This window comes from Lactococcus nasutitermitis (genome assembly GCF_018403765.1).
In the GTDB taxonomy this organism is placed as follows: domain Bacteria; phylum Bacillota; class Bacilli; order Lactobacillales; family Streptococcaceae; genus Lactococcus; species Lactococcus nasutitermitis.
The window spans coordinates 112,422-124,739 of record NZ_BOVQ01000001.1 but is presented as its reverse complement, the minus strand read 5'-3'; the positions used below and the strand labels follow the sequence as shown (position 1 = coordinate 124,739).

Genomic DNA, 12,318 nt, shown 5'->3' with positions numbered 1-12,318 from the left:
TTGATCCAAATCCAACACAATCAGACTTGGATGGCGATGGTCTAAATGACAGCCAAGAAGTAGCTAAAGGAACAGATCCAACCAAAGCCGATACCGATGGCGATGGAATCAACGATAAAGCTGATACGAATCCATTAGGAAAAGATTTGGATGGCGATGGTCTAAATGACAGCCAAGAAGTAGCTAAAGGAACAGACCCAACCAAAGCCGATACTGATGGTGATGGAATCAACGATAAAGCTGATACGAATCCATTAGGAAAAGATTTGGATGGTGATGGTCTGACAGATAGTCAAGAAGCAGCTAAAGGAACAGATCCAACCAAAGCTGATACCGATGGCGATGGCTTGACAGATGATGTTGATCCAAATCCAACACAATCAGACTTGGATGGCGATGGTCTAAATGACAGCCAAGAAGTAGCTAAAGGAACAGATTCAACCAAAGCCGATACCGATGGCGATGGCTTGACAGATGATGTTGATCCAAATCCAACACAGGCTGAAGTACCAGTAGATACAAAAGGTACAGTCACACTAGCTTCTTATGATTTATCGGGAAGCCGTTCAGTAACAGGTACTTTCTCTGGAGATGTTGCTAAAGTTCAAATTGAAATTAATGGTACGCTTTATCCAGTAGGAGGTACGGTTTCAAATGGTACTTTCAAATATTATGCAGGTGCTAATATTACAAGCAAATCTGATAAGGTGTTTGTCGTTGCTTTTGATAAAGATGGTAAAGAACTTGATCGTAAACCAGTCACAGTTGTTACTTCTGTCCCTAAAGGTACAGTCACACCAGCTACTTATGACTTATCAGGAGGCCGTTCAGTAACAGGTACTTTTAGTGGAGATGTTGCTAAAGTTCAAATTGAAATTAATGGTACGCTTTATCCAGTAGGAGGTACGGTTTCAAATGGTACTTTCAAATATTATGCAGGTGCTAATATTACAAGCAAATCTGATAAGGTGTTTGTCGTTGCTTTTGATAAAGATGGTAAAGAACTTGATCGTAAACCAGTCACAGTTGTTACTTCTGTCCCTAAAGGTACAGTCACACCAGCTACTTATGACTTATCAGGAAGCCGTTCAGTAACAGGTGCTTTCTCTGGAGATGTTGCTAAAGTTCAAATTGAAATTAATGGTACGCTTTATCCAGTAGGAGGTACGGTTTCAAATGGCACTTTCAAATATTATGCAGGTGCTAATATTACAAGTCAATCTGATAAGGTAGTTGTCGTTGCTTTTGATAAAGATGGTAAAGAACTTGATCGTAAGCCAGTAACAATTACTAATTCTATGACACAAGGTACAGTCACACCAGCTACTTATGACTTATCAGGAGGCCGTTCAGTAACAGGTACTTTTAGTGGAGATGTTGCTAAAGTTCAAATTGAAATTAATGGTACACTTTCTCCAGTAGGTGGTACGGTTTCAAATGGTACTTTCAAATATTATGCAGGTGCTAATATTACAAGTCAATCTGATAAGGTAGTTGTCGTTGCTCTTGATAAAGACGGTAAAGAACTTGATCGTAAACCAGTCACAGTTGTTACTTCTGCACCTAAAGGTACAGTTACCCCAACAAGTTTTGATGTATCAAAAGATAGTAGAATTTCAGGTACTTATGAAGGAGATGTTGCTCGTGTTCGAGTAGAATTGAATGGTACTTTGCTATCTAGTAGCGCTTCTGCTACAAATGGAAACTTTAGTTATTACATTGGTAGACAAATTAAGTCTGTTCAAGATGAAGTATATGTTATTGGATATGATAAGGATGGTAATGAATTATATCGGAAGCAATTAGATATAACTAAAGCCGATACTAAAGGGGAAGTTGCACCTAATGAGTTTTCAATGGCAGGTGGCAGTAAAATTACAGGAACTTTTAGTGGGGATGTTGCTAAAGTTCAAGTTGAAGTGAATGGAAATCTTCTTCCAGAGGGTGGAACCGTTGATTCTGGTCAGTTTTCATACTATGTAGGTCAGAAAATTACTTCAGAGAATGATAAGGTGTTTGTCGTTGCCTTTGATAAAGATGGTAAAGAGCTTGATCGTAAAGAAGTACCTCTAAAAGCAACATCAGGTACGGTTACTCCAGATAATTTCGTATTAAAAACTAGTAAGATTACAGGAGATTTTAGTGGAGATGTTGCTAAAGTTCAAGTTGAAGTAAATGGATCTGAGCTATCAGTAGGTGGAACGTTTGCTGATGGTAAATTCTCTTATTATGTTGGTTCTAATATTGTGAATACAACAGATGAAGTTTACGTAGTAGCTTATGATAAAAATAATAAAGAACTTGATAAAAAATTATTGTCAGTTGTTGCTGAATAATACAAATATATTATCTCTGTAAGTCTTACAGTTCTAAAATCATCATTAGTGAGTGGTAGATCTGCTTTAAAAATTTTACTACTCAAAACAATAATATATAAAGTAGAGTAATATCTCAAATTAACTTATATAGATCTTTATTTGGAACCAAAAGTAGATAATGAGAAAGAGGAGAATATATTTTTTAAGTCTCCAAATTCTCAAAATTACTAAACTAGATAATCACGGTGATTTTGAGAATGATGTTGAATTAGCAGTTAGATAATATAGTAATCGTGCTTTTCTAATTTGAACTAGTATAAATAGAAAATGATATAAGTTATCGCTTTAGAGGTGAATAACTTATATCGTTTTATTGTTTTCTTTATTGAGAGAAGTATACAAACACACTTCTTTTAATAAAGAACTTAGAAGGGGGGAGTTTTATTTGAAGTTAAACTATGAAGATTATAAACACTTTTTCGATGTTTTTTTGAGCATAATTTTAATAGTTATTCTAATTCCATTATGGATATTAATAGTAATTGCAATGAAGATAGAAGATTTTAAGGGACCTATACTATATAAGCAAGAACGAATAGGTATAAATGGATCTAAATTTATAATGTATAAATTTAGAAGTATGATTGTTGAGGCGGATATGTTACGAAATGAGTTGGAAGCGAGAAATGAGCAAAGGGGCCCTATTTTTAAAATAAAAAAAGACCCGAGAATTACAAAGGTTGGAAATGTACTTAGAAAAATGAGTCTGGATGAATTTCCTCAACTATTTAATATTGTTAAAGGAGAAATGAGCTTAATAGGTCCTCGTCCATCTTTACCATCTGAAGTAGAAAAGTATTCAGAATATCAAATGGAGAGATTTTCTGTAAAACCAGGATGTACGGGGTTATGGCAAGTTAGTGGTCGCAGTAATTTGGATTTTGATCAAATGATTCAGTTAGATCTGAAATATATTAATAAATACGGTCCTATGATAGATATAAAGATTTTCTTAAAAACTTTTAAAGTTATTTTAACCGGAGAAGGAGCATATTAAATGGATAAAAACTTTCATGCTAACATTAATCACTATATAATTACACGCTTTAATATTACCTTAAGGGATCAAATGCTTAATAATCAAGTTGATAAAATTGATGTAAATACAGATGAAAAGTATTTGCAGTATCGCTTTTCTCTTTTCGAAGAATATACAATTCCTTCAATAAAAAATCAATCAAATAAAAATTTTGATTGGATTGTATTATTTAGTGATAAGACACCTCAAAAATTCAAAAATAAAATCCAGTATATTCAAGCTGAGTTACCCAATTTCCGGCCTATATTTTTAAAGAGTACAGATGAATTAGAAATAATTCTTGAGGATATATTTAAACAAGAAAGGACAGGAACTTTAGTAACTTCTAGGCTAGATAATGATGATGCTCTCAGTTTAAATTATATACAACTGATTCAGAATAATATTGAAAATAATGGGAAAACAGAACTTCTTGTGTTTCCAAACGGAATTCAATTTGATTTGAAAAAAAGAGTAATGACGAGGTACTATTTTCCTAATAATCATTTTTCAACTCTAATTTGTGATCAAAATAATAAACTGGAAACAATACTTGGTTATAATCATATGGAAATTGTAAATCACTTTGAAGTTAGGTTTTTATCTGAAGAGATTCCAATGTGGTTAGAATTAGTTCATGGAGGAAATATTTTAAATAGAATGTTTTTAAAATTTTCTATACTTGTGTTTGACTTCTCTATATTAAAAAAATTTGGGATTCTTAATGTAATTCCACCTCAAAATCGGGCAATTACTTATTTATTGGTAATATTCAATAGACCAATAAACGCCTATCAGATACTATCAAAATATGGAATAAAAAAAACAGTTATTAAGATATTTATTAAGATATTTAATAAGTTATCGAAAGGAGCAATTTAATGAGATATCAGATTTTTAATACTTTTATTGATTCTTTAGATATAAATGAAACTACAGAAAAAATTATAGAAAATATTGATAAAAGGAATCCTATTTATCAAGTTTCAATCAATGCTTCAAAAATAAACCTTATTGATGAGGATTCTCAATTAAAAGATGTCATATCACGGGCAGATTTAGTCAATGCTGATGGTATGTCAATCATATGGGCAGCTAAAATATTAAAAATACCAATAAAATATAGAGTTACTGGGGTTGATTTATTCTATAAGTTATTAGATGTGAGTGAGAAAAAAGGATATAGTGTTTATTTTTTAGGGGCAACGGAAGAATCTATAGAAAGAATGGTCTCTATTTTAAAAAAGAATCATCCAATATTGAAGATAGCAGGCTATCATAATGGATATTATAAAGATTCTGAGTTAATAGCTGATGAAATAAAAAAAGCTAACCCAGATATATTATTTTTAGGATTTTCTAGTCCTAAAAAAGAAATTTGGATTGAAAAATATCAAAAAAAGGTAAACGTTCCATTTATAATGGGTGTTGGAGGAAGCTTTGATATTTATTCAGGTAAAACTAAACGTGCGCCTAGAATTATTCAAAAAATTGGAATGGAGTGGTTTTACCGATTTATACAAGAACCTGTGAGGATGTATGATAGATATATTATAGGAAATACATTATTCATAAAAAAGGTTTTCAAGGAGAAATTTAAATGAATATATTAATTGAAAACGCTGTTCCATTGAATAATGGCGATGCGGCATTAATTTTTTCAATTGGGAATCAATTTGAAAGTAAGGGGGATATTGTTTATTATTCTACTTTTAATTATAAAAGGGTGAAAGCAAAATACCCCGATAAAAACTGGATAAAATCTCCCCTGATGAAAAGGATGATAACAAAGATTCCAGGAATTGGTACAATTTATTTATTGTGTTTACTGCTAATAAACCCTATTTATAGGCAAATGGATGCTGTTGTTAGTGCTCCAGGGGGCTATATTAATAGTTTTTATGGAGTCAAGAAAAAAATAAAACTGTTGAGTTTATTTAGAAAGGTATTAAATAAACCTATTTATATGTATTCTCAGTCTATAGGTTATTTAACAAATAAAGATCAGGAAATATTGGCTAAATCAATGGCTTGTTTTGAATTATTTTATGTTCGGGATCAGAAATCAATGGATAGGATAAAAAATATAGGTACTTTTGATAATGTCTATCAAACAAAAGATGCAGCATTTTTATTACCGATAAATCATATAAAACAGACCACGAGAACTAATAAGATAGCTATTTCGGTTAGAGAATGGAATGAAAAACCTGAAGAAATTCAAGATTTTAAAGAAAATATAAAGAACATAGTCAAGTATCTAGTTAGTCAAAAGTATGAAATTACTTTTCTTTCAACTTGTCAAGGAGAGGCAGGGTATCCAGATGATTCTATAATAGCTTATGAAATTGTTAATGAATTGATAAAAGAAGATAAGGTAGATGGGGTTTTAGTAGATGATACATGTTATAAGTTAGATGAACTTATAGTCAAATTAGATGAGTACGAATTTGTAATAGGTACGAGATTACATATGTGTATACTTTCTTGGATTAACGGCATTCCGGCATTTAATATTTCATATGAAGATAAGGGGAGAGAATGTTTTGATTATCTTGGAATTCAGGAATATTGTATAGAATATGGAAAGAGTTATGAAGAGATTAATACAAAGATTCAAAAATTCTTAGTAGATACGAATTTACAAAAGGTGTTTAATAGAGTTTTAGAAGTCCATGATGAAAATCAGAATTTTTTTGATAAAATGTATGAAAATATAAGCTTGATAAAGAGGTAATTTAATGAAAGTTGTCATTGTTGGACCAAGTAGTATGGAAAAAGGTGGAATTTCTACAGTTATCAATAATATTTCAAGTAATATAGATATAACTGATGTGTCATTCAAGGAGTATAAGAGTTGGAAAAGTGGAACATTTTTTTCCCGAATAATGTATTCAATAATAAAAATTATATTATTTCCACTTTTCTTATCTAAAAACGAAGTAGATATTGTTTACATCCATTTTGCTCATAATGGAAGTTTTACCAGAAAAGCTTATTATTCAAAAATATCAAAACTCTTTAATAAGAAAGTTGTTTTTCACTCTCATTCATCTTCATTTGATGTATATTATCATAATTTAAAAGAGCCAAAGAAGGAAAAGGTTCGAAGAATTTTCTGTGATTATTGTGACTATTTAATTGTTTTGGGAGAAAACTGGAAAAATTTTTATCATAAAGAAATTAAAGTTCCCAATAGGAAAATCGAGATATTGCATAATGCGGTATTATGTTCGCCAATATACTATTATGATTCTTCAAGTCTTATTATCACAATGTTTGGACGATTAGGAAAACGAAAAGGAACATATGATGTATTAAAAGTAGCAAGTAGATTTAAGGAAAATAATCAGAACATACAATTTAAACTTTATGGTGATGGAGAAATCGAAATTGTGAGAGATATAATAGCCAAAAATAATCTAACCAATGTTTTTGTTGGAGGATGGGTAGATGGAGATAAAAAAGTTGAAGCAATGAAAGAAGCAGCACTAAATATATTACCTTCCTATAATGAAGGAATGCCAATGGCAATTTTGGAATCAATGTCACTAGGGATACCTAATATTTCTACTAACGTAGGTAGCATAGAGGAAGTAATTGAGGATCAAGTCAATGGTTTCATTATAAAACCAGGAGATGAGGAGAAGTTGTATAGTGTTATTAAAAACTATATGTGTGATTCAGATAAAGAATATAAAGTTCAACTTAGCAATCAAGCACGAAATACAATAGTAGAAAAATTTAATATACGTAACTATGGAGATAAATTAAAAAGAATATTAAAAAAAACGAGGGAGAATGAAAATAAATAAATTACTGAAAAATGATGGATTTTCTGTTGAAATACAGAAGGATTTATCAAAGTATAAAAGGTAGTGTTTATGAAAAGAATAGAGAACTTTTTTTGTTATTTCAGTATATTTTATTTATTAAATTATCTGTGGATAGAAAAATATTTACCTGTTTTAGGTAAACTTCAACTTGTTAATATAATTGTTATAGTTTGGTTTATAGCCTCTCTTGTCAATATTCCGTACCTGCTTTCAAAAAAATTAAGTATCATGAATTTTATTGCTTTTTCTTCTTTTCTAATACTAATTTTAATAGGAATGCTATCCTCTTTTCTATTTTCCTATCAAGGATTTAAAGCAGTATTAATAGACGGTTTCTTGTTTAGTAGATTTATGATAATATTTTATGCTTTTTCTTTATTAATATCTGAAAAGTCTAAAAAAAAGATGAAGCAATTTTTTATAGTAAACCTTAAGTCATTGGTTGTCATTAATTTTATACTATTATTGATAAATATACCTTTAAAAATTTTTCCAACTTTAGATATTAGATTTGGTTTTCCATCACAGCAACTTATATATTCACATCCTACTTATTTGGCTAGTATTTCTTTTTTGGGTTGGGCTTTAATATCAGGAAGAAATAAAAAATACTATCAATTAATGGCGATTATTTTAATGTTATCAACTATGAGAACAAAGATTTTGCTTCTTATACTTGTATATTTTTTCTATTATTTTCTTGTAGATAAAATAAAAATACCTATAATACAAAATATGATAAGTATAATAGGATTAGGAACTTTGGGATATACTAGTTTCGGTGATATTGTTTATACAAAACTTCTTAACACGGAGAGTTCTGTAAGAGCAACACTCATGTCTAAAGCAGCTGAAATTGCAAAAGATCATTTCCCTTTAGGCTCAGGATTTTCCACTTTTGGTTCATATACATCCTTTGTTCATTATTCGCCATTATATAATCTATATGGTTTAAGTGATACATATGGCTTTTTAACGAGCTCCTATCAATATGGAATGGACAGTTATGTCTCAATGCTTTTTGCTCAATTTGGTTTTTTTGGTGGAATTCTATATTTCATTATGTTTTTAGCCATGATAATAAATCTAATAACGGATGTATCAGTAGATAAGAAACGGAATATAGAACTTTTAGCTTTATTTTTATTAATAAGTTGTTTTACCGAAAGTACTATTAGTACTGGTATAGGTATAGCTATATTTGGATTTCTGGCAATAAATGATTCAAAGACGTATGACGAGAAATAAAAAATAGTATGATTTCGCAAAATAAATAGAAGGGAAAGGTAGGTAAAAAACATCAGATTTGTAATACTATATTGCTTATAATAACATTATTGATTATCACTATCGGAGTGGCTGGATCAACTTTTTACCATATAATAAAAGTGAATGTGAGCAAAATATATGCACCTTTAAATAATACTGCAAATAAAGGAGAAACGATTACAACTTTGAAGAAAATTAATGCTGCTTACGTACAGGAAGAGGGCATCATCTATATTTGCAGTGGATAATTTAGTTAATATTAATATAGAACATTAAATGATTATGAATTTTGAAGGACTTAAATAAGTAATAGATGCTATTGGAGGAATCACGGTAGATTCTGATATGTCATTTAAGATTGATGGTATAAATTTTTATGAAGGTAAAAATATGATAAATGGGGGGGAAATGTAAAAACAGATTTAACGTGGAATCAGGTAAAAGAAATTATGATGAATTATAACCAAGTTTTTAGAAATATTAATCATGCTTTCTTCAGGGAGAGGTAAAAATGATTAATAATCTGAGTTTTCAAGTTATACCAGATTCAGAAAAACTCGTATTCATAATTTATCACAAAATCAAATAAACTAGTAGATGTTGGAAAGATAAAATGGAAATACAAAAAGAAAACGTTGATTTATTCAAATTATTGATAATATTGAAAAAGGGATTAAGAATGATTTTACTTTTCTCTGTTTTGGGATTGCTTTTATCAGCAGTTGTTACTTTTAAGTTTATAACACCAAAATTTCAGGTAAAAACTCAAATTATTGTTCGCTCTTCTGCTAATATTGATAATCAAACGACAGCTCAAGAAATTCAAGGAAATTTACAACTTATACACACCTATAATGAAATTTTGATAAGTCCTATCGTATTAAATCAAGTTATTAATCAGTTACATTTAAATACAACAGCAGCAAGTCTACAACATAAAATTAAGTTGAGTACAGAGACAAATTCTCAAGTAATTACACTATCAGTAAATGATAAAAGTAAATTTGTAGCGAAAGATATTGCAAATACGACCGTTGATGTTTTTAAGACAGAAGTTACTAAGATTATGAATATTGATAATGTGGTGGTTTTAGCTCCTGCAATTGTTAGTGAGAACACAGCTCCAATAACCCCAAATAAAAAAATAAATTTAAGTATAGGAGCGTTTGTTGGGCTTGTGATAGGGCTGATTATAAGTCTCTTGCGTTATTTTTTGGATACAACTGTAAAATCATCAGAAGATATTGAAAAACTCGTTGAGTTCCCCATTTTGGGAGAAATACCAGTTATTACTATGAATGAAATGGAGAAATAAGATGTTAAACAAAAATAAGCAGCAATCAACTCGTAGAGGGAGGGACAAACGTTTGATTGCATATATTAATCCAACTTCTTCCATTACAGAGCAGTATCGTTCTCTAAGGACAAATATTGAATACACGCAGATTGATAGAGAGCTTCAGACAATAACAATAACTTCGGCAGGTCCTTCTGAAGGTAAAACAACAACGATTGCTAATCTTGCAGTAATTTATGCTCAGCAAGGAAAAAAAGTTCTTATGATTGATGCAGATCTCCGAAAGCCTAGCTTAGAAAAGATATTTAGAAAGGATAATGTTAATGGATTATCCGACGTCTTAATGAAAAAAATAGATATAGATAAAAGCATACAATCTGTTCAAGAAGCTCAAGGGTTATTTATAATGCCAGCAGGTTTTATTCCTGTTGATCCTTCTAGGCTACTTGGTTCACAATCAATGTGTGATTTAATTTCTATGTTAAAAAGTTCCTACGATATTATCCTTATAGATACACCGCCTATTTTGGTTGCAACGGATGCACAAATTATTGCAGCTATTTGTGATGCAACAATTTTGGTGGTAAAATCAGAAAGTACAGAGAATAAGGGACTTGTTCAATCTAAAAAAAAGTTATTACAGGTTAATGCAAATGTGATTGGTGTAGTACTAAATCAGATAAAAAAAGTAAAAAACAATAGCTATTATCAGTATAAATAAAACCAACTAGACCTAATACTGCCAAAAATAAAAATGGAAGAGAATAATATCATAAATGATTGATTTACATTGTCACATATTACCAGGGATAGATGATGGGCCAACAAATCAAGAAAATAGTTTGATTATGTTAAATCAGGCCGTTAAAGAGGGAATAGATACAATTGTAGTTACACCACATCATAATAGTAAGTATAAAGCGACTGTGGAACAAATTATTTTAAATAGAGATACACTGCAAAGCATAATATATGATAATAAAATTCCAATCACATTATTACTTGGACAGGAAATTCGAATTTATGGTGAACTACTGGAAGATTTTTTGTCGGGAGAACTTTTTAGTGTTAATAAATCGAGTCGATATATACTTGTGGAGTTTCCTACTTCTGATGTACCTTTATATTCTGAAAATTTATTTTATGAAATGCGATGTGAAGGCTTGGTCCCCATTATTGTTCATCCAGAAAGAAATATAAAAATAATGAAACATCCAGAGCTACTTTACCGTTTTATAGAGAATGGAGCTCTGTCTCAAGTAACGGCTTCAAGTATTACTGGACATTTTGGAAAAAAGATACAAAAATTTACATACCAATTATTAGAAGCTAACTTAGCACATTTTGTTGCCAGTGATGCACATGATGTTTCTTATCGTGATTTTCGTATGAAGGAAGCTTTTAAATTGTTAAGAAAGAAGTATGGTTCCAAATATACGAAGGAACTTGATGATAATGCTAGATCTATTTTATTAAATAAAAAAGTTTATGTGGATAATCCTCATGCAATATCAATAAAAAAATTTTTCTGGAAAAGACTAAACAAAAAATAGTAGGTAGAGAATAATTCATTAATGGAGTTGTCCCTATAAAACTGGACTAAAACTCAAGTAATATTATTGCTTGAGTTTTTTGTTATTGTATCATTTTTAATTGATATTCGGTTATTTAACCATAATAAAACTCCCCATATTTTGGATATTTAGCCCAGTTTATGGAGAGCACGATATCAAAAGTCTAGCTTTGGGATGCCTGCCAAATAGTTCTTGAATATTTTTTATTTACCGCTCAATTATACAATCAATTTTTGAATTGCATATTATTTTGAATTTTTTTAATAGGAGTTTAAAATGATAATATAAGTTTCAGATAATTTAAGAAAGGAAGAATTTAATTGTCAATATTTATTCGTGGAACCCCTAATATTTTATAGTTGACGTTTTTAATACAAGCAAATGAAAAATTGAAAGGGAAATATAATGAGTACTAACTATAATTTAGACGATGAACAAGATTTTGAACAAATATTTGATATAGTAAAACCAACTATTGTGAAATCTATGAAGCAGTTGAAACTTCACTTATGGGATTATGATGAATATCTTCAAGAGGGACGTATTATCTTATTTGAAATTTTACAGAATGGATGCAAAAAAGAAAAACTGTTGGTTTATTTTAAAGTAAGATATCGTCAACATCTTATTGATGAACTTCGACATATCAATACTCAAAAACAAGCAATGAATTGTATTCCTTCTGCGCTTGATGTTTATGAACAAGCAGATGTTTTAAATGGTAATTACACAACCCCAGAGGATGAAACACTTTATCATTTATTGGATAGTGAGTTAGCACAAAAATTATCACCTAGCTATCAGCGCTTATTGCGTTATCAGTTAGAAGGAAAGAAATTGACACGAATGGAAAAATACCGATTAAAAGAAAAAATAAAGGAAATTCTTTACGGTGATGAATAAAATAAATAATTTTTTGTGACAATTTTACGTAAATTTCGTATAT

At 30.1% G+C, this 12,318-nt stretch carries 11 protein-coding genes; all 11 read left to right on the top strand.

The annotated features are described in order from the left end of the window. Nucleotides 1-2,336, top strand: a 2,336-nt coding sequence (locus KJS36_RS00505; RefSeq protein WP_213533200.1) for an immunoglobulin-like domain-containing protein, incomplete at its 5' end; no start/stop codon positions are given. A gap of 427 nt (nt 2,337-2,763) precedes the next feature. Next, nucleotides 2,764-3,375, top strand: coding sequence for a sugar transferase (locus tag KJS36_RS00500; protein WP_213533198.1), 612 nt, complete (start codon nt 2,764-2,766; stop codon nt 3,373-3,375). Further along, nucleotides 3,376-4,278 (top strand): glycosyltransferase, encoded by a 903-nt coding sequence (locus KJS36_RS00495; protein ID WP_213533196.1) that lies wholly within the window; start codon nt 3,376-3,378, stop codon nt 4,276-4,278. Next, nucleotides 4,278-5,000, top strand: coding sequence for a WecB/TagA/CpsF family glycosyltransferase (locus tag KJS36_RS00490; protein WP_213533194.1), 723 nt, complete (start codon nt 4,278-4,280; stop codon nt 4,998-5,000). Before KJS36_RS00495 ends, KJS36_RS00490 begins: the two co-directional genes overlap by 1 nt. Then, nucleotides 4,997-6,133 carry a polysaccharide pyruvyl transferase family protein gene (locus tag KJS36_RS00485; protein WP_213533192.1) on the top strand — a complete coding sequence of 379 codons (1,137 nt, stop codon included), beginning with the start codon at nt 4,997-4,999 and terminating at the stop codon, nt 6,131-6,133. The genes KJS36_RS00490 and KJS36_RS00485 overlap by 4 nt, the downstream gene beginning before the upstream one ends. 4 nt (nt 6,134-6,137) lie before the next feature. Continuing rightward, entirely contained in the window at nt 6,138-7,211 is a 1,074-nt protein-coding gene (locus tag KJS36_RS00480; RefSeq protein WP_213533190.1) for a glycosyltransferase family 4 protein, read from the top strand. Nucleotides 7,212-7,280: 69 nt separating this feature from the next. Then, nucleotides 7,281-8,480, top strand: a complete 1,200-nt coding sequence (locus tag KJS36_RS00475; protein WP_213533188.1) for a hypothetical protein — start codon at nt 7,281-7,283, stop codon at nt 8,478-8,480. A 634-nt stretch (nt 8,481-9,114) separates the two neighbouring features. Next, on the top strand, nt 9,115-9,816 hold the full coding sequence (locus KJS36_RS00470) for a YveK family protein (RefSeq protein ID WP_213533186.1): 702 nt from the start codon (nt 9,115-9,117) through the stop codon (nt 9,814-9,816). A gap of 1 nt (nt 9,817) precedes the next feature. After that, complete coding sequence (locus KJS36_RS00465) at nt 9,818-10,519, top strand: CpsD/CapB family tyrosine-protein kinase (protein WP_213533184.1); 702 nt, start codon at nt 9,818-9,820, stop codon at nt 10,517-10,519. A 55-nt stretch (nt 10,520-10,574) separates the two neighbouring features. Beyond that, nucleotides 10,575-11,351 carry a tyrosine-protein phosphatase gene (locus KJS36_RS00460; protein WP_244842499.1) on the top strand — a complete coding sequence of 259 codons (777 nt, stop codon included), beginning with the start codon at nt 10,575-10,577 and terminating at the stop codon, nt 11,349-11,351. Between the two features lie 426 nt (nt 11,352-11,777). After that, the gene (locus KJS36_RS00455; protein WP_213533182.1) at nt 11,778-12,275 is read left to right on the top strand and encodes a sigma-70 RNA polymerase sigma factor region 4 domain-containing protein; all 498 of its coding nucleotides are present in this window, start codon (nt 11,778-11,780) and stop codon (nt 12,273-12,275) included. Nucleotides 12,276-12,318 lie beyond the last annotated feature (43 nt).

Excerpts from the sequence above, each read along its gene's own strand:
- KJS36_RS00460 (WP_244842499.1), top strand. The coding sequence starts at position 10,575 with ATGATTGATTTACATTGTCACATATTACCAGGGATAGATGATGGGCCA.
- KJS36_RS00480 (WP_213533190.1), top strand. The coding sequence starts at position 6,138 with ATGAAAGTTGTCATTGTTGGACCAAGTAGTATGGAAAAAGGTGGAATT.
- KJS36_RS00485 (WP_213533192.1), top strand. The coding sequence starts at position 4,997 with ATGAATATATTAATTGAAAACGCTGTTCCATTGAATAATGGCGATGCG.
- KJS36_RS00495 (WP_213533196.1), top strand. The coding sequence starts at position 3,376 with ATGGATAAAAACTTTCATGCTAACATTAATCACTATATAATTACACGC.
- KJS36_RS00465 (WP_213533184.1), top strand. The coding sequence starts at position 9,818 with ATGTTAAACAAAAATAAGCAGCAATCAACTCGTAGAGGGAGGGACAAA.
- KJS36_RS00490 (WP_213533194.1), top strand. The coding sequence starts at position 4,278 with ATGAGATATCAGATTTTTAATACTTTTATTGATTCTTTAGATATAAAT.
- KJS36_RS00470 (WP_213533186.1), top strand. The coding sequence starts at position 9,115 with ATGGAAATACAAAAAGAAAACGTTGATTTATTCAAATTATTGATAATA.
- KJS36_RS00475 (WP_213533188.1), top strand. The coding sequence starts at position 7,281 with ATGAAAAGAATAGAGAACTTTTTTTGTTATTTCAGTATATTTTATTTA.
- KJS36_RS00455 (WP_213533182.1), top strand. The coding sequence starts at position 11,778 with ATGAGTACTAACTATAATTTAGACGATGAACAAGATTTTGAACAAATA.